At 66.8% G+C, this 24,247-nt stretch carries 19 protein-coding genes; 9 read left to right on the top strand and 10 right to left on the bottom strand.

What is annotated here, in order from left to right; all coding sequences use genetic code 11:
* The first annotated feature begins 155 nt into the window (after positions 1–155).
* The 4 genes from QX039_RS06285 (at position 156) to QX039_RS06270 (ending at position 6,809) form a co-directional block, all read left to right on the top strand.
* Positions 156–1,277, top strand: a complete 1,122-nt coding sequence (locus QX039_RS06285) for an efflux RND transporter periplasmic adaptor subunit (RefSeq protein WP_315772008.1) — start codon at positions 156–158, stop codon at positions 1,275–1,277.
* On the top strand, positions 1,274–2,350 hold the full coding sequence (locus tag QX039_RS06280) for an efflux RND transporter periplasmic adaptor subunit (protein WP_315772007.1): 1,077 nt from the start codon (positions 1,274–1,276) through the stop codon (positions 2,348–2,350). Before QX039_RS06285 ends, QX039_RS06280 begins: the two co-directional genes overlap by 4 nt.
* The gene (locus tag QX039_RS06275; RefSeq protein WP_315772006.1) at positions 2,347–5,424 is read left to right on the top strand and encodes an efflux RND transporter permease subunit; all 3,078 of its coding nucleotides are present in this window, start codon (positions 2,347–2,349) and stop codon (positions 5,422–5,424) included. Before QX039_RS06280 ends, QX039_RS06275 begins: the two co-directional genes overlap by 4 nt.
* A gap of 110 nt (positions 5,425–5,534) precedes the next feature.
* A complete protein-coding gene (locus QX039_RS06270; RefSeq protein ID WP_315772005.1) occupies positions 5,535–6,809 on the top strand; it encodes a DUF2130 domain-containing protein in 1,275 nt (424 codons plus the stop codon).
* 106 nt (positions 6,810–6,915) lie between these two features.
* Here the strand turns inward: QX039_RS06270 and QX039_RS06265 are convergent, their stop codons facing one another.
* The 4 genes from QX039_RS06265 to asd form a co-directional block, all read right to left on the bottom strand.
* The gene (locus QX039_RS06265; RefSeq protein ID WP_315738555.1) at positions 6,916–7,809 is read right to left on the bottom strand and encodes a DUF3313 domain-containing protein; all 894 of its coding nucleotides are present in this window, start codon (positions 7,807–7,809) and stop codon (positions 6,916–6,918) included.
* A 174-nt stretch (positions 7,810–7,983) separates the two neighbouring features.
* On the bottom strand, positions 7,984–8,862 hold the full coding sequence (locus QX039_RS06260; protein ID WP_315755497.1) for a DMT family transporter: 879 nt from the start codon (positions 8,860–8,862) through the stop codon (positions 7,984–7,986).
* 30 nt (positions 8,863–8,892) lie between these two features.
* Positions 8,893–9,876: an NUDIX hydrolase gene (locus tag QX039_RS06255; protein ID WP_315738557.1), complete on the bottom strand. Its 984-nt coding sequence runs from the start codon at positions 9,874–9,876 to the stop codon at positions 8,893–8,895.
* 115 nt (positions 9,877–9,991) lie between these two features.
* On the bottom strand, positions 9,992–10,867 hold the full coding sequence (gene asd / locus QX039_RS06250; RefSeq protein WP_315738558.1) for an archaetidylserine decarboxylase: 876 nt from the start codon (positions 10,865–10,867) through the stop codon (positions 9,992–9,994).
* Positions 10,868–10,902: 35 nt separating this feature from the next.
* On the opposite strand from asd, the gene QX039_RS06245 reads away from it, so the two are divergent.
* Positions 10,903–12,567, top strand: coding sequence for an aminotransferase class III-fold pyridoxal phosphate-dependent enzyme (locus tag QX039_RS06245; RefSeq protein ID WP_409998869.1), 1,665 nt, complete (start codon positions 10,903–10,905; stop codon positions 12,565–12,567).
* Between the two features lie 275 nt (positions 12,568–12,842).
* On the opposite strand, the gene QX039_RS06240 is transcribed toward QX039_RS06245, so the two are convergent.
* From QX039_RS06240 to QX039_RS06230, 3 genes are all read right to left on the bottom strand, one after another.
* Positions 12,843–13,475, bottom strand: a complete 633-nt coding sequence (locus QX039_RS06240; protein ID WP_315738559.1) for a hypothetical protein — start codon at positions 13,473–13,475, stop codon at positions 12,843–12,845.
* A gap of 144 nt (positions 13,476–13,619) precedes the next feature.
* On the bottom strand, positions 13,620–14,309 hold the full coding sequence (locus QX039_RS06235) for a class I SAM-dependent methyltransferase (protein ID WP_315738560.1): 690 nt from the start codon (positions 14,307–14,309) through the stop codon (positions 13,620–13,622).
* A 50-nt stretch (positions 14,310–14,359) separates the two neighbouring features.
* A complete protein-coding gene (locus tag QX039_RS06230) occupies positions 14,360–15,415 on the bottom strand; it encodes a glycosyltransferase family 1 protein (protein WP_315738561.1) in 1,056 nt (351 codons plus the stop codon).
* A gap of 356 nt (positions 15,416–15,771) precedes the next feature.
* On the opposite strand from QX039_RS06230, the gene QX039_RS06225 reads away from it, so the two are divergent.
* From QX039_RS06225 to QX039_RS06210, 4 genes are all read left to right on the top strand, one after another.
* Positions 15,772–16,470, top strand: a complete 699-nt coding sequence (locus tag QX039_RS06225; protein ID WP_315738562.1) for a L,D-transpeptidase — start codon at positions 15,772–15,774, stop codon at positions 16,468–16,470.
* Positions 16,471–16,725: 255 nt separating this feature from the next.
* On the top strand, positions 16,726–18,363 hold the full coding sequence (locus QX039_RS06220; RefSeq protein WP_315738563.1) for a DUF4403 family protein: 1,638 nt from the start codon (positions 16,726–16,728) through the stop codon (positions 18,361–18,363).
* 411 nt (positions 18,364–18,774) lie between these two features.
* Positions 18,775–19,515, top strand: coding sequence for a response regulator (locus QX039_RS06215; protein WP_315717811.1), 741 nt, complete (start codon positions 18,775–18,777; stop codon positions 19,513–19,515).
* A gap of 23 nt (positions 19,516–19,538) precedes the next feature.
* Positions 19,539–20,951, top strand: coding sequence for an ATP-binding protein (locus QX039_RS06210; RefSeq protein ID WP_315738732.1), 1,413 nt, complete (start codon positions 19,539–19,541; stop codon positions 20,949–20,951).
* 71 nt (positions 20,952–21,022) lie between these two features.
* On the opposite strand, the gene QX039_RS06205 is transcribed toward QX039_RS06210, so the two are convergent.
* From QX039_RS06205 to QX039_RS06195, 3 genes are all read right to left on the bottom strand, one after another.
* The gene (locus QX039_RS06205) at positions 21,023–21,559 is read right to left on the bottom strand and encodes a PRC-barrel domain-containing protein (protein ID WP_315738564.1); all 537 of its coding nucleotides are present in this window, start codon (positions 21,557–21,559) and stop codon (positions 21,023–21,025) included.
* A gap of 575 nt (positions 21,560–22,134) precedes the next feature.
* Positions 22,135–22,383 (bottom strand): hypothetical protein, encoded by a 249-nt coding sequence (locus QX039_RS06200; RefSeq protein WP_315772004.1) that lies wholly within the window; start codon positions 22,381–22,383, stop codon positions 22,135–22,137.
* Between the two features lie 163 nt (positions 22,384–22,546).
* The gene (locus tag QX039_RS06195) at positions 22,547–24,034 is read right to left on the bottom strand and encodes a hypothetical protein (RefSeq protein ID WP_315772089.1); all 1,488 of its coding nucleotides are present in this window, start codon (positions 24,032–24,034) and stop codon (positions 22,547–22,549) included.
* Positions 24,035–24,247 lie beyond the last annotated feature (213 nt).

The following is a 24,247-nucleotide window of genomic DNA, read 5'->3' as shown; positions in this document are numbered from 1 at the left end:
TGTTCAACTCTCGCGTGAACCTGCTTCCTTGCAACGGCGGGCGGCTGAGCGAATTCTGCGGGCTGCTTGCGACCAACCAGGCGCTTCTGATCCGGCGCGCATGCGCGGCGGGACAGGGACGACCGTCACCACCCAACCGAGCCGAAGATACGACCATGTCTCCATTCGCAGGATTCCCCTTCCTTCGGACGTCGGGCTCACGCCTGCTGGCCGTGGCCGGCTGTGCTGCCATTGGCCTGCTGCTGGCCGGCTGCGAGCAGAAGACGGCCGCAACGGCGCCGCCATCCCGGCTGGTGCGGACCGAGGTGGTCAAGCTGTCGGAGCGGCGGCAATCGATCACGCTGACCGGCGACGTCCAGGCGCGCGTGCTCGCGGACCTGTCGTTCCGGGTCAGTGGCCGCGTCACCGAGCGGCTGGTCGAGGTCGGCGCACACGTTAAGGCCGGCCAGTTGCTGGCCAAGATCGACCCGGCCGAGCAGCAGGCCGATCTCGATTCCGCGGAGGCCGCCGTGACGGCTGCGGAGTCGCAGGTCAAGGTCGCGACCTCCAACTTCAACCGGCAGCAGACCTTGTTGTCGAGCGGCTTCACGACACGGGCGACCTTCGACCAGGCCCAGGAGACGCTGCGCACGGCGGAGGGTTCGCTGGAGTCCGCCAAGGCGCAGCTGGGCACGGCCAAGGACGCCCTGACCTATACCGAGCTGCGCGCCGATGCCGACGGCACCATCACCGCGCGCAACATCGAGGTCGGCCAGGTTGCCCAAGCCGCGCAGTCGGTGTTCACGCTGGCCCATGACGGCGCCCGCGACGCCGTGATCGACGTCTACGAGGCTGCGCTGTCGCTCAAGTTCGATGACAGCAAGGTGGCGCTTTCGCTGCTGTCGGATCCCTCGGTCACCGCCAAGGGCACGGTGCGCGAGGTCTCGCCGACCATCGATCCGAAGTCCGGCACGGTCCGCGTCAAGATCGCGATCGAGACTCCGCCACCTGAGATGACCCTCGGCAGCGCCGTCAGCGCCACCGGCTTCATCAAGCCGGAGCAGCGCATCGTGCTGCCATGGAGCGCGCTGACGGCCGCAGGCAAGACGCCGGCGGTCTGGCTGGTCAATGCCGCCGACAAGTCCGTGTCGCTGAAGCCGATCACGATCGAGGATTACGAGACCGGCGCGATTGTCGTCTCGGCCGGATTGAAGCCCGGCGATCGCGTCGTGACCGATGGCGGCAAACTGCTCAGCGTCGGACAACAGATCACATTCAACGAGGAGAAGCGGTCGTGATGACGCCGATGCGTTGTGTTCTTCCGCTCGGCGCGCTCGCCCTGCTCGCCGGCTGCAACGAGCAGGCCGCTGCCCCCGAGCCGGTCCGGCCTGTGCTGTCGATGAAGATCGAGCCGCAGGCGGCTAACGGCTCGGCCGTCACCGGCACGATCGAGCCGCGCTACAAGTCTGATCTGAGCTTCCGAGTCCTTGGACGGCTGATCTCACGTCCCGTTTTCGTCGGCGACATGGTCAAGCAGGACCAAGTGGTGGCGGCGATCGATCCCGCCGCGCTCGAGCTTGCGATGCGGGCGGCCGCCGCCGACGTCTCACGCAGCCAGGCGCAATTGACCAACGCAACGGGGACCGAGGGCCGGCAGCGCACCCTGCTGGAAACCGACGCGACCACCAAGGCGACCTTGGAGAGCGCGGAGCAGTCGCGTGCAGCCGCCCAGGCCTCCGTCGTCAAGGCGCAGTCCAACCTCGCCAAGGCGCGCGAGCAGCTCGGCTACGCGCAGCTCAAGGCTGATTTCGCCGGCATCGTCACCGCGGTCGGCGCGGAAGTCGGACAGGTCGTCTCGCCGGGCGTGAGCGTCGTCACCATCGCGCGGCCCGACGTCCGCGAAGCCGTCATCGATGTCGGCGACGACATCGCCGGCGGCCTGCAGGCCGGCACGCCGTTCACCGTGCGGCTCCAGGTCGATCCCGGCGTCAGCGCGGCAGGCAAGGTCCGCGAGATCGCGCCGCGCGCCGATGCCACGACGCGCACGCGCCGCATCCGCATCACGCTCGACAGCCCGCCGGAGATCATGCGCCTCGGCACCACCGTGACCGCCACGCTGGACACCGAGCAGAAGACCGTCATCCGGCTGCCGCGCTCGGCCGTGCTGGAGCAGAACGACAAGAGCTTCGTCTGGCTGGTCGATGCGGCCAGCAAGACCGTCAAGCGACAGGAAATCACGATCGCCAGGAACGAGGACGGCAGCGTCCGCGTCACCGGCGGCCTCGACGCCGGGCAGCGTGTCGTCACCGCCGGCGTGCACAGTCTCAAGGATGGCCAGTCCGTCCGCATCGATCAGGAATCTCAGCCGTGAAGTCCTTCAACCTCTCCGACTGGGCGCTCGAGCACCGCTCGCTCGTCTGGTATTTCATGATCGCGTTCATGGCCGCGGGTCTCTACTCCTACCTGCATCTCGGCCGTGAGGAGGATCCGTCATTCACCATCAAGACGATGCTGATCCAGGCCAAGTGGCCCGGCGCCTCCGCCGAGGAGATGACACGCCAGGTCACCGACCGCATCGAGAAGAAGCTCGAGGAGCTGCCGGCGCTCGACTATACCAAGAGCCTGACCGTGCCCGGCCAAACCACCGTGTTCGTCAACCTGCGCGACACGACCAAGGCGCGCGATGTCGTTCCGACCTGGCTGCAGGTGCGCAACCTGATCAACGACATCAAGGGCGACTTTCCGTCCGGTGTGATCGGGCCGGGATTCAACGACCGCTTCGGCGACGTGTTCGGCAACATCTACGCCTTCACCAGCGACGGGCTGAGCCAGCGCCAGCTCCGTGACCGCGTCGAAGAGGTCCGCGCCAAGGTGCTGACCGTGCCCAATGTCGGCCGCGTCGACATCGTCGGCGCGCAGAACGAGGTGATCTATCTCGAATTCTCGCCGCGCAAGGTGGCCGCGCTCGGCATCGACCAGCGCACCATCCTGACCGCGCTGCAGGCGCAGAACGCGGTGTCGCCGTCCGGCGTGCTGCAGGCCGGCCCCGAGCGCGTCGCCGTGCGCGTCTCCGGCCAGTTCACCTCCGAGGAGAGCCTCAAGGCGATCAACCTGCGCATCAACGACCGCTTCTTTCCGCTCACCGACGTCGCCACCATCACCCGCGGCTATGAGGACCCGCCGACGTCGCTGTTCCGCTTCAACGGCCAGCCGGCGATCGGGCTTGCCATCGGCATGAAGGCGGGCGCCAACCTGCTCGACTTCGGCGAGGCGCTGAAGGAGGAGATGGCGAAGGTCGTGGCCGACCTGCCGGTCGGCGTCGGCGTGCATCTCGTCTCGGACCAGCCCAAGATCGTCGAGGAAGCCGTCGGCGGCTTCACCAAGGCACTGTACGAAGCCGTCATCATCGTGCTGGCGATCAGCTTCGTCAGCCTCGGCGTGCGCGCGGGCCTCGTCGTCGCGATCTCGATCCCGCTGGTGCTCGCGATCACCTTCCTGTTCATGAACTACACGGGCATATCCCTGCAGCGCATCTCGCTGGGCGCGCTGATCATTGCGCTCGGCCTCCTGGTCGACGACGCCATGATCGCGGTCGAGATGATGGTGGCGAGGCTCGAAGTGGGCGACAGCCTGCGCAAGGCAGCGACCTATGTCTACACCTCGACCGCGTTCCCGATGCTGACGGGAACGCTGGTCACGGTCGCCGGCTTCATTCCGATCGGCCTCAACAACAGCGCCGCCGGCGAGTTCACCTTCACGCTGTTCGTCGTGATCGCGGTGTCGCTGGTCGTGTCGTGGATCGTCGCCGTGCTGTTCACGCCGCTGCTCGGCGTCTCCATTCTGCCCGCGACCTTGCCGAGTCATCATGCCGAAGGCGGCCGGCTGACGCGGATCTTCCGCGCCATGCTCAATGCCTGCATGCGGCACCGCTGGATCACGATCATCGCCACGGTGCTGATCTTCGGCCTCTCCGTGTTCGGCATGCGCTTCGTGCAGCAGCAGTTCTTCCCCTCCTCCGACCGCAATGAGCTCGTCATCGACTTCAACCTGCCGCAGAACTCCTCGATCGCCGAGACCAATGCGCAGATGGCGCAGTTCGAGCAGGAGGCGCTGAAGGGCGATCCCGACATCGACCATTGGTCGACCTATGTCGGCTCCGGCGCGCAGCGCTTCGTGCTGTCGTTCGACGTGCAGCCGGCCGACGTGTCGTTCGGCCAGATCATCATCGTCACCAAGAGCCTCGAGGCGCGCGACCGTGCCCGCTCCAAGCTGCAGGCCTATCTGACCAAGACGTTCCCCGGCACCGACGCCTATGTGCATTTGCTCGACATCGGCCCGCCGGTCGGCCGCCCGGTGCAGTATCGCGTCAGCGGGCCCGATGTGGCCAAGGTGCGCGAGATCGCGCAGGAATTGGCCGGCGTCCTGCGCGGCAACAGCCATCTCGGGGCCGTCATCTTCGACTGGATGGAGCCGGCGCGCGTCGTGAAAGTCGACGTGCTGCAGGACAAGGCGCGCCAGCTCGGCGTCACCTCGGAGGACATCGCCAACGCGCTGAACGGCGTGCTCGACGGCACCTCGATCACCCAGGTGCGCGACGACATCTATCTGATCGACGTTCGCGGCCGCGCCCAGGCCAAGGAACGACAGTCGCTGGAGACGCTGCGCGATCTGCAGCTGTCCGGATCGAACGGCCAGTCGATCCCGCTCGCGGCGCTGGCGACCCTGCGCTACCAGATCGAGCAGCCGGAGATCTGGCGCCGCTCGCGGCAGCCGACGCTGACCCTGAAGGCCAGCGTGATCGATCAGGTGCAGCCCAACACGGTCGTCGATCAGCTCAAGCCGGCGATCACGGCCTTCGACGCCAAGCTTCCGGCCGGCTACAAGGTCGCCACCGGCGGCAGCGTCGAGGAGAGCGCCAAGAGCCAGGCGCCGATCATCGCGGTCGTCCCGATCATGCTGTTCACGATGGCGACCATCCTGATGCTGCAGCTGCAGAGCTTCCAGCGTCTGTTCCTGGTGTTCGCGGTGGCGCCGCTGGCCCTGATCGGCGTCGTCGCGGCGCTGCTGCCGAGCGGCGCGCCGCTCGGCTTCGTCGCCATCCTCGGCGTGCTCGCGCTGATCGGCATCCTGATCAGAAACTCGGTGATCCTGATCGTGCAGATCGAGCATCTGCGCGAAGAAGGACGGCCGCCGTGGGAGGCCGTGATGGAGGCGACCGAGCACCGCATGCGGCCGATCATGCTGACGGCGGCCGCAGCCTCGCTGGCGCTGATCCCGATCGCGCGCGAGGTGTTCTGGGGCCCGATGGCCTATGCGATGATGGGCGGCATCATCGTCGGCACAGTGCTGACCTTGCTGTTCCTGCCGGCGCTGTACGTCGCCTGGTTCCGCATCAAGGCGCCGGATAACACCGCGGCTCCGGAGGCCACGCCGCACGGCGCGTAAGACGACGAAGGGCGGGGAATCGCAGATAATTGCATGGGATAAGCCGTCCGCGTGGGTTAAACGCCACGCGGCGGCCGGTTAGATTCGGCCTTCATGGAAGGATGCGAATCATGACCGATCCTCAGATCGTCTGCCCCTCCTGCCGTACCGAGATCAAGCTGACCGAGCAGCTCGCAGCGCCCTTGATCGCGGAGACGCGCCGGCAGTTCGAGAAGCAGCTCCAGGCGAAGGAAGCCGATTTCGGCCGCCGCGAGGCGCAGCTCAAAGCGGCGCAGGAGCAGATCGCCCAGGCCAAGGCCGCGATCGATCAGCAGGTCGCCGCCAAGCTGAAGGCCGAGCGCGCCGCGATCGCGCAGGCCGAGGCGGCGAAGGCCCGTCAGGCCGTTGCGGACGAAATGGGCAACCGCGACCGCCAGCTCGCCGAGCTGCATGAGGCCATCGTCAGCAAGGACGCCAAGCTCGCCGACGCCCAGAAGGCGCAGGCCGAGATGATGCGCAAGCAGCGCGAGCTCGACGAGGCCCGCCGCGAACTCGATCTCACCATCGAGACCAAGGTGCAGGAGAGTCTCGTCGCCGTGCGCGACAAGGCGCGGCTCGAGGCCGAGGAAGGACTGAAGGCGAAGGTCGCCGAGAAGGAAACCCAGATCGCCGGCATGCAGCGCCAGATCGAGGAGCTCCGCCGCAAGGCCGAGCAGGGCTCGCAGCAGCTGCAGGGCGAGGCGCTCGAGATCGAGCTAGAGTCACAACTGCGCGCGCGCTTCCCCCGCGACCTTGTCGAGCCGGTGCCGAAGGGCGAGTTCGGCGGCGACGTGATCCATCGGGTCGTGGCCCCCAGCGGCCAGGTCTGCGGGGCGATCCTGTGGGAATCCAAGCGCACCAAGAACTGGAGCGATGGCTGGCTGGTCAAGCTGCGCGACGACCTGCGCGCCGCCAAGGCCGACATCGCGCTGATCGTCTCGAGCGCGCTGCCCAAGGGGGTCGACGGCTTCGACCTGATCGACGGCGTCTGGGTCGCCGAGCCGCGCTTCGCGCTGCCACTGTCGCTGGCACTGCGGCAGTCGCTGATCGACGTCGCCTGCAGCAAGCTCGCGCAGGAGGGCCAGCAGACCAAGATGGAGATGGTCTACGCCTATCTCACGGGCCCCCGCTTCCGCCACCGCATCGACGCCATCGTCGAGCGCTTCACCGAGATGCAATCGGACCTCGACCGCGAGCGCAAGACGATGATGCGGCTCTGGGCCAAGCGCGAGGAGCAACTGCGCGGCGTGCTGGATTCGACGGCGGGACTGTATGGCGACCTGCAGGGCATCGCCGGCCGGGCGATGCAGGAGATCGAGAGCCTCGACGTGCTGCTGATCGAGGGCAAGAGCGAGGCGGCGGAGTAGCGCGCGCCGGCCGCGCCGATCCGAGGTGTGCCAGCACCGCACCGCGCCTATGCTTTCCTACGCGGCCGCGTCTCGCATTCCCATGGCATGCGGATGCAGATGGCCGCTACTGCTTCGCCATCTGTGTGCTCGCCTGCGCGTCCCTTTGCACAGCACCCTTGTCGACCCATTCTGGCGGTGCGCCCAGACGGTTGGCGACCATGCCGATGACTCCAGGATCCCTGCCGAACGCCTCACATGCCGCATTCTTCGGCTTGCCGCCGAGCGCCGCGCCGATCCGTTCGATCGACGGCAGCTTCGGCACCTTGCCGAACGGGGTCTCGCCGGTCACCAGCATCTGGCCGAAATCGGCGCTGAACGAACCTGCCAAATCGTAGGCATCGCCGGCCTGCGACAGCACCGGCGAGTTGGTGAACGAATTGGCGCCGCGCGCCCATACCATTGCGGCCTGCTGCCGGCCCTTGCGGTCGAGCGCCTCAGCCTCGATCGTGAGACTGCCGAGCCCGATCGGCAGCCGCGGCACCGGAACGGGAACGCCGAGCGCGCCCGGCACGGCCGACACGACCTTGGAGGCCCCGGCGGCAACCGGATCGGTCGGCGTCGCCTGGGTGATGAAGGTGCGCGTCGTCAAATCGGCCCTCTGATTGGGCGCCACGACCGTGAAGCGTTCGCTCAGGTTGAGACACAGCGCGCGGTCGACGGCGTTGGCGACGAGCTGCCGCTGCTGGTCCGTCAGCACCGCGCCGGCCTGGCCCGAGAAGGTTGTCGGCATGATACGCACGGTCTGCGCCGCGAGCACATTGTCCTTGTCGACGTTGAGCAGCGACTTGGCGAGCACGCCGTTCGATTCCGCCAGCGACTGATAGGATGCGAGCGCGCCGCTCTGCGTCATCGGCGCGGTGGCGCAGCCCGACAGGCCGAGGGCCGCGCACAGCATCGCCAGGCGGATGGTGGCCGGGGTGCATGATCTCACGAAAGCCGCGACGTCGATTTCGACCATGCCCGGACCGCCTCACGCCGACCAATCTGCGCGCCCCTCGCGAGCGGCGCCATGTTTCTCCTAGGAAAATCCGGACAGCGTGGGGCGGAAGCATGGAGAGATGTTACGCAACGCCACCAACCAAGGAGAGAGTGCGGCAAGCGCGTCCGCGGTCCGCCACCTGCGCCGGCGGACTCAAAATCCGCTGGTGATGGCGACGACGCCCGACACGGCCAGGACGGCGCCCAGCCAGGCGGCCGGCGCGGGCCTGAGCCCGGTGCTCCACCACAGCAGCGGCAGGATCATGACAGGGGTCGTCGACGACAGGCTGGAGACGATCCCGACGGGCCGGCTGGTCAGCGCAAACAAGACGAGTGTCATGCCGACGCCCATCCCGAGCACACCGCTCAGCGCGGACCGCATGACGACCGATCGATCCACTGCGAACGAGCTGCGGAAACGCGGCATGACGGACAAGGCGACCAAAGCAGCCAATCCGATCGCAGCGCGAATTGACGTGGCCAATGCCGGATCCAGACCCGCGGCCATCACAGGACGCGCCATCAGGACAGCGGCCGCCGCGAACAGCGCGGCCGCCAGACCGAACAACAAACCTGCTCCGACCGAGCCGTGCGCTTCCTGAGCGACCGCGACAGGCTGTCGAAAGACGATCGCGACCCACACGCCGCTCACGATACACCCCACGCCCGTCATCTTGATCGTGGACAGCGTCTCACCGAGCAGGAGATAGCCGAGCACGGCCGCGAATGCGGCCCAGCTGGCGTAGACGACGGCGGTCAGGCGCGGCCCCAGCCGGGCCAGCGCCGCATAGAAACAGGAATCCGCGACGACGACGCCGAGCAGGCTCGATGCTGCCAGCATCAGCAGCTGATCACCGGACGGCGCGGCCCAGTGGCCTCGCAGCGTCACCAAGGCCAGCATGCTCAAGAGCGCCGCCGCAAGGCGGATCGCGTTGAACCTGACGGGACCGAGTTGGCGGACGGCCGACGGCGCGATGATGTTGCTGACGGCGATGCTGAAAGCGGCCGCCAGCGCGGCCAGATCGTGAAGCATCATCGGCGGCACGCCGGTCGGCCGAACACCTCACGCGGCACGGCCAAGCCAGGCGCGCATCTTCTGGGCCAAGGTGAGGCGCGGCTCTCCCGCCGATGTCCCGTTGCCGACCGGATCATCGGCAGCTTCGCGATCCGCATCGGAAGGCTGCGGCTCGGAGATGCCCGTCTCTCGTGTCGGCACGGCGCCGGCTGCGCCGCCACGCGTCGCCGGACGGTCCGGAACAAGCGATTTGATCGCGGCCACGACAGCTTCCACCCGCTCGACATCCTCGGGCACGCGCTCCGCCTCGGCGGGCTGCGGCGCGATCGTCGCGCCGACCTCGGACAGCACCTCCGTCTCCGACCGGTCCGGCCGAGCCTCCGGCGCCGCCGCTGCCGGCGTTGGTGCGATCTCCGGCGCGGGCGCGTCGTGCTCGGCTGCGGTGACGACGGCGATCTCTGCAGGCGGCGCAGGCGGCTCGCTGACGCGGCTGCGGCGCTTCTTCGCCACGGCAGACTTTTCGGCGACGGCGGCCTTCTCCGCCACGATCTTTTCAGCTGCCGCCGGGGTCTTTTCCACCGTTCTGGCCACCTCCGGCGCCGGCTTCGCCCTGGTCTTGCGGATCAGTCCGGCCAGCGCGTAGGGCCCGACCATCTCCAGGAACGTCCTTTCATGATCGCGCGACAGCCGCGCGACCGCGGCATCGAGCAGCAGCCAGTCGACGGCGCGGACGTCGTCCATCAGCGGCTGCGACGGCTCGTCGGCCGCTTCCATGCGCCAGTAATGCACGACCTTGGAACGCGTGCCGGTGTCGACGACCAACGTGCCGAGGAACTCGTGCACGGTGACCTTGTGGCCGGTTTCCTCCAGCACCTCGCGCTTGGCAGCGTCGCGCGGCGTCTCGCCGTCGTCGAGCTTGCCCTTGGGCAGCACCCATTCGTCGCGCTTGCGCAGGCGCACGACCGCGATGCGCGGCGGCTGTTCCCGCCGCAGCACGATGCCACCTGCCGCCATGATCGGCGCTCTCGCCATCGCCTCTCCCGAGCCGCAACGACCGCAACTCCCGCGGTCCGATTCGCCAGTTGAACGCTCCGATATAGGACTGCGCAACGACGAAATCGAGATTCCGCAAGCGTGGACCTGACATTCATCCGGCGGCGACGCGCCTGCGCCACAGTGGCTGTCCGGCGCGGATGCGGGCGCCTTCCGTCACATTGGGGCAGAACGTGAAGTCGCCGGGCGCGAGCAGGATGATCGTCGAGCCATGCTCGAACCAGCCGAGCTCGTCGCCCTTGCGCACATTGTTGTTACAGGTGTAGGCGAGCGGCCGCTCGGTCTGCGCGTTCAATACGCGGTCCAGCGCATGCAGGCGGATGCTCGCCACCAGGATCGCGGCGACCGGCACGATCGTGAGCGGCTCGCCGGAAGCGAGATGGGTGCGGATCACCGCGCGCTCGTTCTTGCAGAACAGCCGCTCGACCCGCTTCAGCGCGATCGGATTGACGTTCCAGACGTCGCCATGGATCAGGCTGACATGCTCGATCGTCATGTCGGCCGGCGCGTGGAAGCGGTGATACATGCTCGAGGTGAGGCGCAAGGTGACGAAGCAGCCGTTGCGATGGGTCTCGACCACGGCGGGATCGGCGACCAGATCACGCAGCGAATAAGGCGCGCCCTTGATCTGATAGAGTTCGCCGTCCTTGATCAGGCCGTGGGCGCCGATGATGCCGTCGGACGGGCTGGTGACCATGGCGGGATCGGGATCGAACGGCCGCAGGCCCGGCTTCAGCTCGCGCGTGAAGCAGGCGTGCAGGCTCTTGAAGCGGCTCTCCTTGGCCTCGGAGAGATCGAGGTCGGAGAACAGCTTCCACAGCGCGATCGAGGCGTCGCGGACGAGCGGAGTCTCGATCTTGGAGAACCAGCCCATGAAGCGGGTCAGCGCGGCGCGCGGCACGCGGTTGGTGAGCAGGAAGTTGAGGTCTTCCTGTTGGGTGACGGAGGCGATCAGGCTTTTGACTGTCATGAATCTGTCAGCAGGAGGGGTTAGCGCTGGTGGACATGATGGAAAACTCGATTCCTTATGTATCGCTCGCCGTTGGCGCTGCCGTGACGGCCGCCGTCGCCCCGAAGGTCAAGGCCCGCATCGAATTGTCGCGCGCCAAGCACCGCTCGCTGGCCGGCCATTCCAAGATGTCGCGCCGGATCTCGAAGCTGATCCCGCGCTATGAGTTCGACATCGACGACTTCTTCCGCTCCGACGGCGCTCCGCCGGATGTCGCGACCCGGCGGCAGGATGGCTTCTTCCGGCTCGGCACGCTGTTCCAGGAGAAGTTCGCCAAGAGCCGCGCGCTGACGGCGGAAGCCGCGAGCCGCATCTCCGATCTGCAGTTCACGCAGTCCTACCGCGTGCCGTTCCAGTACAGCCGGCTGGTCAAGGAGCAGCTCGGCGCCGGCTCGTTCATGCAGGCCTCCTCCGGCGTGACCCTGACCGATCTCGACGGCAACCGGTTCTACGATCTCACCGGCTCCTACGGAGTCAACATCTTCGGCTACGACTTCTACAAGGAGTGCATCGCGGCCGCCGAGCGGCGGGCGAGCGCGCTCGGCCCGGTGCTCGGGCTCTATCATCCGGTCGTCGCGGACAACGTGAAGCGCCTGACCGAGCTGTCCGGCATGGATGAGGTCTCGTTCCACATGTCCGGCACCGAGGCGGTGATGCAAGCCGTGCGGCTCGCCCGCTACCACACCGGCCGCAGCCATCTGGTGCGCTTCGCCGGCGCCTACCACGGCTGGTGGGGCGACGTGCAGCCCGGCGTCGGCAATCCGATCGCGCCGCACGAGACCTACACCTTGGCCGAGATGTCCGAGCGCACCCTGCACGTCCTGCGCACGCGGCGCGACATCGCCTGCGTGCTGGTCAATCCGCTGCAGGCGCTGCATCCGAACGGCAATGCGCCTGGCGATTCCGCGCTGGTCGACTCCTCGCGCAAGGGCCGCTACGACCGCGCGGCCTACACCGCCTGGCTGAAGCAGCTGCGCGAGGTCTGCACGGAGCGCGGCATCGTGCTGCTGTTCGACGAGGTGTTCCTCGGCTTCCGGCTCGCGCCGGGCGGCGCCCAGGAGTATTTCGGCGTCGCAGCCGACATGGTGACCTACGGCAAGAGCCTCGGCGGCGGCCTGCCGATCGGCGTGGTCTGCGGCAAGCGCGAGCTGATGCGCCGCTTCCGCGACGACCGCCCGGCCGACATCTGCTTCGCCCGCGGCACCTTCAACTCGCATCCTTACGTGATGGCGGCAATGGACGAGTTCCTGAGCCGGCTCGACAGCCCGAACTTCCGTGCCATCTACGACGGCCTCGACGAGACCTGGAACGGCCGCGCCGCGCAACTCAACGCCGCACTGGCCGAGCACGAGCTGCCGGTGCGCGTCTCCAATATGCATTCGATCTGGCTGGTCGAGTACACCGTGCCGTCGCGCTACAATTGGATGCTGCAATACTACCTGCGTGCCGAGGGCCTGGCGCTGAGCTGGGTCGGTACCGGCCGCTTCATCTTCAGCCTGAACTACACCGACGCCGATTTTGCCGAGGTGACCCGGCGCTTCGTCACGGCAGCCGAGAAGATGAAGCAGGACGGCTGGTGGTGGAACGACGGCACCCTCACCAACAAGGCGATCAAGCGCCAGATCCTGAAAGAGATGCTCGGCGCCGTGGTCAGACGCTGAGCTCGCTGCCACCCTCCCCTGGAGGGGGAGGGTCGCTTCACGGGGCGCGCAGCGGCGCGTGAGGCGGGGTGGGGTGATCTCTCGACGCAGTTCAGTGCTCGTGGAGAGATCACCCCACCCCGACGCCCGCTGCGCGCGCGTCGACCCTCCCCCTCCAGGGGAGGGTGGCACCGCCGCTTCGGCTTCGGGCGCGATCGATCTCACTTTGGCCTTCCCACAAACACCGATGCCCGGGACCGGCCCGGGCATCGCGCAACTCAAACGCAGCGTCCGGCTCAGGCGTGCTGCTCCTCGAGGCTCTCGCCCATCAGGTGCAGGCCGGGGTCGATCAGCTCGCCGCGCAGCAGCGCCAGCGGGGCCGAGCGATACTGCACGAAATCGTTGAACGGGTCGGTGATGATCTTGGTCATCCAGACGAGGCCGGTTTCGACGTCACGGATGAAGAACAGGTGCACGGTGCGGAACAGCAGCCCGCCGATGCCGATCACGAGCCACAGCTTGGCGGTCTCGCGCACGAAATCCATCGCCGAGGTCCAGGGCGACAGCAGGCCGAACAGGGTCGGCTGAAGATAGAGCACCACGGGGGCCGCGGCCCAGATCGACATCAGCACGACCTTGCGCTGCAGATTGTAGCCGACCTTGATCTCTTCCTTGTGCTCGTGGGTCGCCTGGTTGACGTGGTCGTAGCCCTTCGGCTCGAAGAAGAAGTGGCCCGCCTGGCGCGAGGTCATCGACACCAGCCAACCGATCAGCGCCGAGGCCAGCGGATCGAACATCATCATCACGTAGGCGATCATGAAGCTGAGCGCACTGACGAAGTGGAGGCTCTGGTTGATACGGCTGTGATGATAATAGCGGTGGTCGTCCCAGCGCTGGATCCGCAGCTGCTCCAGGAAATGCTTGATCATGGTTGCTCCGAAGAATGAGTTGCAGGTCGTGTACAGGGATTCGGTGTAGATCGTGTGACATCATCAAGATGTCACACGATCGGACGCAGCGAGACGTTGGGGACTACGGAGAACGCCGCGGCGGCGGCAGAGGGCTGCCGCGGCTCAGGCCGCGGCGGCACGCTCCAGCTTGCGGAAACGGACCAGCGAGAAATGGCCGAGCGGCGGGATCAGGCGGCGTTCGACCAGCTCCATGCGCTCGGCGCCGGCGAGCCAGCGGAGATAGCGCGACCAGCCGAACTCGGCGGTGCGGAAGCCGAGACGGCGGACCACCGGCTGCAACGCCTGCTCGATGACGCGGCGCAGGCCGTCGTCGGCGCTGACGCGGGTCAGGATGATCAGCTCGCCGCCCGGGCGCAGCACGCGCGCGAACTCGTCGAGCGCGACCTCCGGGTTGGGAACGGCAGTGACGACATATTGCGCCATCACGACGTCGAAGGAGTCGTCGGGGAAGTCGAGCTGCTCCGCGTCCATCACCGCAAGGCCCTCGACGTTCTTGAGCCGCTGGTCGGCGACGCGGCGCATCGCCTTGCCGAGCATCGCCTCGGAGATGTCGGTGCCGAACACGCGCACATGCGGCGCATAGAGCGGCAGCGAGATGCCGGTGCCGACGCCGACCTCGAGCACACGGCCGCCGAGCTTGTTGGTGGCGCTGATCGCGGCCTTGCGACCCTTCTCGAACACGCCGCCGAACACGAGGTCGTAGATCGGTGCCCAGCGGTCATAGGCCTGCTCGACCTGCTCGCGATCGAAGTCGAGCTCCCGCGCGCCGTCGAGCTTCATGGTTTCTGCCATCGTTACATCTCACTTGGTTTGGAATTGATGGAGTGACGCAACATCTGCCGTCAGCCGCGCACGGCGCTCTGACCGGCCAGCACCGGGGTCGGACGCACGACGCGGGACGGCTGCAGCACGGCGAGATTGCCGATGAACTGGCGCGCGCTGTTCTCCCAGGAGCGGTCGAGCGCAAATGCCCGGCAGGTCTCCCGCGACATCGTCAGCGCCTTCAAACATGCTGCGCGCAGATCCCAGTCGATCGCCCCGATCGGATGATCGGCGATGACGTCGAGCGGACCGGTCACGGGGAAGGCCGCGACCGGCGTGCCGCAGGCCAGCGACTCCAGTTGCACCACGCCGAACGTATCGGTCAGGCTCGGAAACACGAACACGTCGGCGGCGGCTATGTGCGCGGTCAGATCCTTGCCGGTCTTCTCGCCGAGGAAATGCGCCGTCGGAAACCGGCGCTCCAGCTCCGCCTTCTGCGGGCCGTTGCCGATCACGACCTTCGAGCCCGGCAGATCGAGCGACAGGAACGCCTCGAGGTTCTTCTCGACCGCAACGCGGCCGACCGTCATGAACACCGGACGCGGCAGATCGAGCGTGACAGGCTCATCCGGATTGAACAGTCTCGTATCGACACCGCGCGTCCAGAAGCCCAGCTTCTTGAAGCCGCGCGAAGCGAGATCCTGCTTCAGCGAATTGGTCGCCACCATGGTCATCGCAGCCGCATCATGGAAGCGGCGCATCACCCAGTAGCCGACGGCATCGGGGATGCCGGTGCGCACCGAGACATATTCCGGAAAGCGCGTCGTGTAGGACGTCGTGAACGGCAGGCCGTGGCGCAGACAGTAGCGGCGCACCGCCCAGCCGATCGTGCCTTCGGTGGCGATATGAATCGCATCCGGCGCGGCGGCCTCGATGCGCCGGGCGATCTCGCGGCCGTTGGTCACGGCGAGCCGCAGGCCCGGATAGGTGGGCACACCGAACGATGGAAAGCCTTCCGGCGTAAGGAAGGTGATGTCGGCGCCGAGGCCGGCGGCCGCGCGCGCCAGCGAGGTGAGCGTGCGCACCACGCCATTGACCTGCGGGTGCCAGGCGTCGGTTGCGATTAAGATCCGCATAAGGCGATCCGGAAAGTTGCAGCGATTCTGAACGGCCGCAAATTCCGACATTGTTATTTCAGGCGTGTGACGTCATCGAACTGTCGAGGGTCTTTTTGCCCGCCCGCCGCTATTTTCCCCGCGATCCGTGGCGGCGTCGCACAGGCGCTGTCGTGAAACCGTCATGAAACAAACGGTTAAGCCGACGAAACCGTTTTGCGTGCAGCGCGCAAACGCAACGAAACTTTTCTCCCCTATGAGTTGCAGCATCAGGCGTGGGTCGAAGCGCCACAAAGAATGATGACAGGCAGCCGATTTTGACGACGCCGGCCGAGATAATGGCAGCGCGCACCAAGCGATCAAACAAGGGGACGTCCATGTTCACGCCAGGCACAGTCCGTTCGCCATCCCGCATCCTGTTCGGTGCGCTGATCGTCGGCACGATCGTTGCCACAACGCCGACGCTGGCCGCGCCCCCGGCCCCGCTCCCCTTCCCTTTCCTGCTGCAGCCGCCAGTGGCGACCTACGAGCCGCCGGCAACGACGCCGCAACTGATCACGCCGCGCGAGGACGAGGCGACCGCCTATGAGTTGCCCCCGCGCCTGCGCCGCCAGGTCGTGAGCTACGCGGCCCGCGAAGCGCCCGGCACGATCATCATCGACACACCAAACAAGTATTTGTACTACGTTCTCGGCAACGGCCAGGCGATGCGCTACGGCATCGGCGTCGGCCGTGACGGATTCACCTGGTCGGGCGTGCAGTCGGTGACCAGGAAGGCCGAATGGCCGGACTGGACGCCTCCGCCGGAGATGATCGCGCGTCAGCCCTATCTGCCGCGTCACATGGCCGGCGGTCCCGGCAATCCGCTCGGCGCCCGCGCGATGTATCTCGGCGGCACCGTCTACCGCATTCACGGCACCAACGCGCCCGAGACGATCGGCACGCATGTGTCGTCGGGCTGCATCCGCCTGACCAATCAGGACGTGATCGACCTCTATTCCCGCGTCGGCGTCGGCGCCAAGGTGATCGTGCTGCCGATGGAGCGCCGCGCCGATCTCGGCCGCATGACCCGCTGACCTGCGCGGGCCGCACTGCTCGTTCCTTCTCCCGGATCCTCCCTGACTGGACCGCCGAGGCCCGAAAGCCGCGGCGGTCATTTCTTTGCGCACATTTCGCCATTCACCATCACGGCCGATTGATGGTGGCCTGCTTCATCGGCTGCCCTGGCGCGCCTCCGTCCGGCCCTGTAAGCTCGGCAATCTTGCATTAACCGCGATCTCGCCGCTTCCGGCACGAGCCGGCCCGTGGCAACTGGAGTCCGTGGATCCGACATGAATCTTCCGACGCCGCGACCGGATTGGCAAAGCAGACCTCATCCGCTCGCTCCGAGACCGCAGCAGCCACGGCGGCGCTCGCCGCCCCGGCTGCGGATGATCCTGATCGGCGCCGCCGGCCTTGCCGCCGTCGTGCTGATCGGCATCATCATCGCGGAGGTGTTTCTGTTCTCGGGCAGCACGCCGGCGCCGCAACTGACCCAACTGCCGCCGCTGCCGCCGGCCACGCGCAACTCGATCATCATGACGCCTGTGTCGATCTCGCTCGGCGCGATTCGTGACGCCGCCGAAAAGGCCGCGCCGCGCAACTTCTCCGGCAAGGCCGACAACCCCGTCAACCAGATCCTGCAGAACGCCGACATCGGCTGGACCGTCACCCGCGGCGTCATCGCCGCCACCGGCACCCAGGACACATTGTCCCTGGCGACGCCGCTCTCGGGCCGGCTGAACGTCACCGGATCGCTGTCCGCCAAGGCGACCGGCGCGCTCGGCGATGCCATCGGCGGCCTGCTCGGCTCGGATGCCGCCAAGCAGATCGGCGGCATCAACATCAAGAATCTGAACGCCACCGCCGACATCAAGGGCAACGTCCTGATCGCGATGCGGCCGCGGCTCGCCGCCTCATGGTATGTCGAGCCGAATTTCGCCGCCCAGGTCAATCTCGGCGACACCGCGCTGACCGTGGCGGGTGCCCGCGTCAACGTGCCGGCGCAGATGAAGCCGATCATCGACAAGACCGTCAATGAGCAACTCAGCGCGCTCAGCGACAGGCTGCGCAAGGACCCGACCATCCGACGCGTGGCGCAGGCGCAATGGGCCCGCGCCTGTCGCTCGGTGCCGCTGCAGGGCACCGCGCCCGGACTGCCCGCCGTCTGGCTCGAGATCAAGCCGACGCGCGCGTTGGCCGCGCAGCCCGCGATCGATGCCAACGCAGTCAGCGTCACCATGGGAATCGAAGCGGAGACCCGGGTCACGGCGGCCGAGACCAAGCCGGAGTGTCCGTTCCCCGATAAGATTACGATCATTCCGCCCACCGCCGGAACTATCAATGTCGCGGTTCCGATCGACGTCCCCTTCACCGAGCTCAGCAAGCTCGTCGATTCGCAACTTGCGGGGCGGACGTTCCCTGAGGACGGCTCCGGCCCGGTCGCGGTCACCGTCAAGCATGCGACCGTCGTGCCCTCGGGCGACCGGCTGCTGATCTCGCTGCAGGTCAAGGGCAAGGAGAAGGAGAGCCTCTTCGGCTTCGGCGCCGATGCGACCGTGCACATCTGGGGACGCCCCATGGTGGATCAGGCGCAGCAGATTCTGCGGCTGTCCGACCTGCAGCTCGCCGTCGAATCCGACGCGGCATTCGGCCTGCTCGGCGCCGCCGCTCGCGCCGTGGTGCCGCATCTGCAACGCGCGCTGCTGGAACGTTCGGTGGTCGATCTCAAGCCTTTCGCCGACAACGTCCGCGACAAGATCGCCACGGCGGTCGCCGAGCTGCAGAAGAACGAGAACGGCATCCGCGTCGATACCGACATCAACAATCTCGCTTTGACCGACATCGCCTTCGACGCCACCGTGCTGCGCGTGATCGCCTCGGCGGAGGGCACGATGTCGGTTCGAGTCAATACATTGCCAGGACTGTAACGGCCCGTTGCTACGCCTGGACGACGACGCCTTGCCGAAGCCGGCGGCAATTCGTGATCCTCGACGGCCGAGGCCACTTCAGGAGCAGGACATGGGAAGCCAAATGGATGGCGCCGTTAGTCTGGCGATCGACAAATAGACGGACGCGAGGCATCGACGGCTTCGTCATCATTCCGCTTCACGACCGATCTGGTATTATCATCCGCAAGCGCATAGCCGGGCCGTCATGCGCGGCGCGGACGCGAGACGGGACCGTGGCGCTCCCGCCACTGCGCGGGCTTGACGCGCTCTCACGAAAGCCGCAACACGGCGCAGAGAGATGTCGTCGGGCCCTTTCCGCGCGCCCGTCGCAGGAAACATTCCGTAACAAAATTCTTCGCAAAACGCCGCGATTCTAGGTCACTTGTCGGTATGGCCCAGACACAACCACACATTCTTGTCGTCGAGGACGACCGCGAGACGCGGACGCTGATCGCAAAATATCTGCGCAACAATGCCTGCAACGTGACCACCGCGACCGACGGCCGCGAGATGACCCGCATCATGGGCGACCACCGTGTCGATCTCCTGATCCTCGACGTGATGCTGCCCGGCGAGGACGGCCTGACCTTGTGCCGCAAGCTGCGCGCGGAGTCGCAAGTGCCGATCATCATGCTCACCGCGCGCGGCGAGGACGTCGATCGCATCCTCGGACTGGAGATGGGCGCCGACGACTATCTGCCGAAACCGTTCAATCCGCGCGAGCTGCTCGCCCGCATCAACGCGGTGCTGCGCCGGCAGGCGGCCGCGATGACGGCGAGCGCAACCGAAGGCGCGACCGCGCTGAGCTTCCTCGGCTGGACGATCGACTTCCGGCTGCGCGAGCTGCGCAATCCCGAGGGCGCGCGCGTGGCGATGACCAGCGCCGAGTTCGATCTGCTCCGCACCTTCTGCGAGCGGCCGGGCCGCGTGCTGTCACGCGACAGCCTGCTCGACCTGACGCAGGGCCGCAGCGCCGGCTCGTTCGAGCGCTCGATCGACGTGCTGGTCAGCCGCATCCGCCGCAAGATCGAGCCAGACCCGCAGGAGGCCACCATGATCAAGACCGTGCGCTCCGGCGGCTACATGTTCACGCCCGTCGTCGAGGTGGTGACCGGCCCGCAAAGCCATTGACCATCGGATCGAATGGCGATGTCATGATGTCGTTCGGCTTTCTCAACCTCAAGGGAATCCGCGGCCAGATCACGGCGCTGGTGGCCATTTCGATCGTGGCGCTCCATGCCATCATCACGGCGACGTTCCTGATCTATCGTGCCGAGCAGCCCGACCCCGAAAACGAGGTCGGGCCGTTTCAGCTCGCGACGGCCATCCGCATTCTTGGCCGCGCCCCTGCTGCCGAACGACCTCGGCTGATCTCCGACATCGCTCGTGCCTATCCTGAGTTCGAGCTCAAGCCTCACGCGGGACCTCTGCCGGGTGATCCCGGTCGCCTGCACGAGCCGGCCGGCCCCGACGTCGGCGCCGGGAGCGGTGGCGACGAGCGCCGCCCGGCCCCTCCGGAGATGGCTGACGGACGGCCTCACGGTCCAGGCGGCTTTCACGGCCTTGGCCCAGGCTATCGCATCTTCATGCCGCCGCCCGGCTCCCAGACGCGCACCGTCATCTTCGCTCTGCCCGATGGCAACATGGTCTCGGCCCGAATGGTCGACCGGCCGCACCGGCCGCCGTTCTGGGGTGCGCCCTGGCTGACGACGATCATGTTCGCGCTGATCAGCATGACGCTGCTCGGCCTGTGGGCCGCGCGCGCACTGACATCGCCGCTGTCGGGCTTCGCGAAGGCCGCCGAGAATTTCAGCCTCGACGGCGATGCGCCGGAATTGCCCGAGCGCGGACCGGAGGAGATCCGATCGTTGGCGCGCGCTCTCAACCGGATGCGCCAACGCATCACGGCGCTGATGAACGACCGCACCAAGATGCTGGCGGCCATCAGCCACGATCTGCGGACACCGCTGACCCGCATGCGGCTGCGCTGTGAGTTCGTCGAGGACGAGCTGCAGCGCAGCCGCATGCTGGCCGATCTCGATCAGATGCATGCGATGCTGGGCTCGGTGCTGTCGTTCCTGCGCAACGGCCGCAAGCTCGAGCCGATGACGCTGGTCGATATCGCGAGCATCCTGCAGCTCGTCGCCGACCAGTTCGCCGACGTCGGCCACAGCGTCACCTACATCGGCCCGGCGCACGCAATGGCGACGGTGCGGCCCGACGACCTGATGCGCTCGGTCACCAATCTGGTCGAGAACGCCGTGAAGTACGGCAAGGAAACGGTCATCAGGTTAACTGCGTCGGGGAAGCGCCTGACGATCGATGTGGAGGATGACGGACCCGGGATCGCCGATGCGCGCAAGCCCGACATGCTGGAGCCGTTCGTGCGCGGCGACGATGCCCGCAACATGGACGAGGCCACCGGCTTCGGGCTTGGCCTGTCGATCGCGAAGGCGATCGTCCAGGCTCATGGCGGCGAACTGTCGCTGCACGATCGCAGGCCGCACGGGCTGATCGCCCGCATCGAGCTGCCGCTCGGCCAGACCACCTTGCGCCCCGCAGCATGACGCGCGAACGCGCCCGGACAAGCCGGGCGCGCCGCGATCGAGACGAGCAGCTATTTTCGTCGGCGATGCCGTTACTGGGAGTACTTGAACTCGGGCATCGACTTCAGCTGGTCCTTGGTCGCGTTGATCATCGCGTGATCGGGATACCAGCGGTTCTTCGTGGAGCTCATCGACGAGGACGAAGTGCCGGTGGCCGCACCAGTCGTGGTCGTGGCCGGCGGCGTGGTCGACGACGTGGTGCCGGAGGCCGGGGCATTCGACGCAGTGCTTGCCTGAACCGGCTGATCCGAGAACTTGATCTGATCGAACGAGACGGCGACGAGGTGCTCGCCCATGCCGAGGAAGCCGCCGACGCCGATCACGACACCCTTGACCGCGCCGCTCTTGTCGACCAGCAGGTCGTCGATCGAGCCGACATTCTCGTTGTTGTTGTTGTAGACCTTCACGCCAACGAGCTTCGAGCTGCGCCAGTCGCCCTGATACGACGCCGCGGTCGTATCGGCGCGGATCGTGGTGCTGGTCGTCGTGGTGGTGCTCTCCGCAGCAAACGCCGCGGTCGCGAGCAACAGGGAACCGGCGAGGCCGGCCGCAACAGTTTTCATCACCATGTGGTGTCTCCTCTCAATGTGTATGGTGACGAGAGAACTGCAACCGCCCCCCAGCGTTCCGTGGGAACTACGATTTCGTCATTTTGCGCGACAAGCCGCCTCGGTGCAGCGCGACAACGTCGCTTTGTGACACTCGGGAGCGCCGGGCCGGCGAGCTGAAGCTGGAATCGCGTTTGAGGAGAGCGTTCGACTGGGAGCCCGTGCAACCGGAGGAGCCGCCCCTCACGGCAGAGGACTGCGAGTCGGTGGTCTTCGTTGAGCTGCGCGCGTCGAGCACGGATCCCGCAACGCGGTTCGATGCTCACCTCCCGCAGGTCAATCGCATCTGGAAGAGGCTGGCAGCCCGATACGCCCGCCTGCGGCGGGCTCCTCGGGACGAGGGCTGCTTGGCAAGATCCAAGCCCTCACAAATCCAAGCCCTCGTGGTGAGCGTCTCGAACCAGGGGGCCACGACGGCTCAACCCATAGGAGATTGCCCTGTCCGCCGACTGTGTCAGGGCCATCTCATTCGGGACGTCAATCGACGAAAACTCCGAGCTTCGATATTTCCGAGAGAGCGGCGCATTCTGAATCAGCTACGCGGCCATCGCGCCGTCCTCATCGACGGCCTCGGCATAGAACGCGATGGTCTCGTAGCGATAGTCGCAGAGACGGCAGTGCCAGAGATAGGCGGTGCGCCGCCCATCCTTCTCGACCCAGGCCGGCAGCGCGATCGGCTCGCCACATTGGGCGCAGGGATTGTTGCGCGGCAGGTCGAGGACGCGCATCGCGGATTGCGCGTTGTCGAAATTGCGAAACTGGATGTCGGCTGCCTTCACGGCCATGACGCGCTCCCTCTCTGTTCAGTCTTCTTGAATGAGTCAGGCATGCTGTCGAACTGACGGGCGGTATCATAGCCGCGCAGCGGTTGATTTGCACGCGCTGGGATGCCGCGCGACATCCGACCTCACGAGGATGGGATCCGAGGATGGGATCAATCCGTTTGATTCAATTGCCTCCGGAAGTGACCGCCGGTTCCGCGACATGGCGGGCGCCTGGATTACGCAGATGGATGGTGGCGATATCGTCGGCATAAACCTTCTGCCAGCCGTCGACGTGATCGAGCAGCTTGGTCGCCGCACTCTGCGTGCGCAGCAGGGTCGCCTCGATGTCGTAGTCCTTGAGCAGGCGGAACAGATTGTCCGGCTCCATCAGTCCGGAGGCGGCATTGTGATCGACGAAGAACTTTTCGCCGTAGAGCTCGGTGCGGCCGTCTATGAACGGCGCGACACCGGCTGAGATCAGGTAGCCGCCGAAATCATAGTCGTTGAGGACCCGCGTGAGGTTGAGCTTCTTCAGCTCGGTCACGGCTGCGACCGGGGTGCCGCGCATGTTCGGCGTGTAGTTCAGGATCGAGGCCGATGCGATGGTGCCGGCGCCGAGCGCGAGCATCACCGCCGCCGTCAGCGCGGCTCCCGACGCGCGCGCCTGCGGCAGCACGGGCAGCGCGCCCGCCTGCCGGGCCAGCGGCGCGGCGAGCACCAGCGGGCCGACCAGCGCCAGGATCTCCGCCGCGCGCGCCTGCGCCAGCGCCATGTGCAGCAGGCCGAGCAGCATCAGGATGCGCACCGGCGGCAGCCTGAGGCCGTGGAACAGCGCGAACCCGATCGCGATCAGCAGGCAGATCTCGAACGGGCCGAGGCCCTGGAAATCGGTCGCCTTCCATTCCACGATCAGCGGCAGCGCCTGTCCCAGCGACAGGATCTTCTGCGACGCCAGCAGCGCGTTCCAGCCATAGGGCGTGCAGCAGCTCGCCGCCAGCGCGAGCGCGGCGAACCCCGCCCAGCGCAGCGCCAGGCCGGAGCGGACCGAGCGATCGGCGTTGACCAGCGAGTCGAGCGCGGCGGGCGCGATGAAGAACAGGCCGAACACGAAGCCGCCATGCAGATTGGCCCATAGCGCGATCAGCAGCGCCAGCGGCCATGGCGGCGCGTCCTTGCGATCGGCGGCGTCGATCAGACCGGCGATCCAGGCGACCAGGATGGGAAACGCCAGCACATGCGGCCGCGCCAGCAGATGCGGCAGGCAGAGCAGGAACGCCGCGACCACGAACACCAATGTCGTGCTGTCGCGCAGATGCCGGCCGAGCGCACGCGCGAACAGCGCAAAGGACAGCGCAATCGCCGACGCCGCCAGCACCACCGGTCCGGTCCAGCCGGCGAACTTGTAAGCGGCGGCATAGGCGACCTGCGCCAGCCACTGCGTGGAGATCCACGGCGCGCCGCGCATGGTGAAGGAATAGACGTCGACCTCGGGCACCGTGCGGTGGTCGATGATCCACTGCCCCACCGTGATCTGCCACAACGTGTCGGGATCGTTGAGCAGCCGGTTGCCGGAGATCAGCAGCAGCGCATAGACGCCGCCGCCGACCCATAGCGGCAGCAGCGCCTGCGCGCGCCCGGCGGTCGCTTCGGTGTGGGTAACGGACAGCGTCATCGCGGCATGGCCCCATTGGCGGAATTGCTCCGCCAGCCAAGCATGCACGGTATAATTCGCGGTAAACCGCCGGCGCATCCGGACTCGACCCGGCGTCTTCGCCCCATTCCTGCCACAGTATCGCCCGGCGTTTGCGCCAATTACGGTGTGCAAAGTGTAAAGCGCGTGCTGGGGGGCTACTCGGCATGCGTGTGGTTCCCGGGGGATCCTGAC

This window comes from Bradyrhizobium sp. SZCCHNR1043, assembly GCF_032489675.1.
GTDB lineage: Bacteria > Pseudomonadota > Alphaproteobacteria > Rhizobiales > Xanthobacteraceae > Bradyrhizobium.
This window is presented reverse-complemented; position numbering and strand designations above follow the sequence as displayed.

What these genes read in the sequence shown, in the direction of transcription:
- QX039_RS06270 (WP_315772005.1), top strand. Translation starts at nt 5,535, where the DNA reads ATGACCGATCCTCAGATCGTCTGCCCCTCCTGCCGTACCGAGATCAAG.
- QX039_RS06215 (WP_315717811.1), top strand. Translation starts at nt 18,775, where the DNA reads ATGGCCCAGACACAACCACACATTCTTGTCGTCGAGGACGACCGCGAG.
- QX039_RS06240 (WP_315738559.1), bottom strand. Translation starts at nt 13,475, where the DNA reads ATGATCAAGCATTTCCTGGAGCAGCTGCGGATCCAGCGCTGGGACGAC.
- QX039_RS06235 (WP_315738560.1), bottom strand. Translation starts at nt 14,309, where the DNA reads ATGGCAGAAACCATGAAGCTCGACGGCGCGCGGGAGCTCGACTTCGAT.
- QX039_RS06230 (WP_315738561.1), bottom strand. Translation starts at nt 15,415, where the DNA reads ATGCGGATCTTAATCGCAACCGACGCCTGGCACCCGCAGGTCAATGGC.
- QX039_RS06225 (WP_315738562.1), top strand. Translation starts at nt 15,772, where the DNA reads ATGTTCACGCCAGGCACAGTCCGTTCGCCATCCCGCATCCTGTTCGGT.
- asd (WP_315738558.1), bottom strand. Translation starts at nt 10,867, where the DNA reads ATGACAGTCAAAAGCCTGATCGCCTCCGTCACCCAACAGGAAGACCTC.
- QX039_RS06245 (WP_409998869.1), top strand. Translation starts at nt 10,903, where the DNA reads ATGATGGAAAACTCGATTCCTTATGTATCGCTCGCCGTTGGCGCTGCC.
- QX039_RS06210 (WP_315738732.1), top strand. Translation starts at nt 19,539, where the DNA reads ATGATGTCGTTCGGCTTTCTCAACCTCAAGGGAATCCGCGGCCAGATC.
- QX039_RS06260 (WP_315755497.1), bottom strand. Translation starts at nt 8,862, where the DNA reads ATGCTTCACGATCTGGCCGCGCTGGCGGCCGCTTTCAGCATCGCCGTC.
- QX039_RS06255 (WP_315738557.1), bottom strand. Translation starts at nt 9,876, where the DNA reads ATGGCGAGAGCGCCGATCATGGCGGCAGGTGGCATCGTGCTGCGGCGG.
- QX039_RS06220 (WP_315738563.1), top strand. Translation starts at nt 16,726, where the DNA reads ATGAATCTTCCGACGCCGCGACCGGATTGGCAAAGCAGACCTCATCCG.
- QX039_RS06200 (WP_315772004.1), bottom strand. Translation starts at nt 22,383, where the DNA reads ATGGCCGTGAAGGCAGCCGACATCCAGTTTCGCAATTTCGACAACGCG.
- QX039_RS06205 (WP_315738564.1), bottom strand. Translation starts at nt 21,559, where the DNA reads ATGGTGATGAAAACTGTTGCGGCCGGCCTCGCCGGTTCCCTGTTGCTC.
- QX039_RS06195 (WP_315772089.1), bottom strand. Translation starts at nt 24,034, where the DNA reads ATGACGCTGTCCGTTACCCACACCGAAGCGACCGCCGGGCGCGCGCAG.
- QX039_RS06285 (WP_315772008.1), top strand. Translation starts at nt 156, where the DNA reads ATGTCTCCATTCGCAGGATTCCCCTTCCTTCGGACGTCGGGCTCACGC.
- QX039_RS06265 (WP_315738555.1), bottom strand. Translation starts at nt 7,809, where the DNA reads ATGGTCGAAATCGACGTCGCGGCTTTCGTGAGATCATGCACCCCGGCC.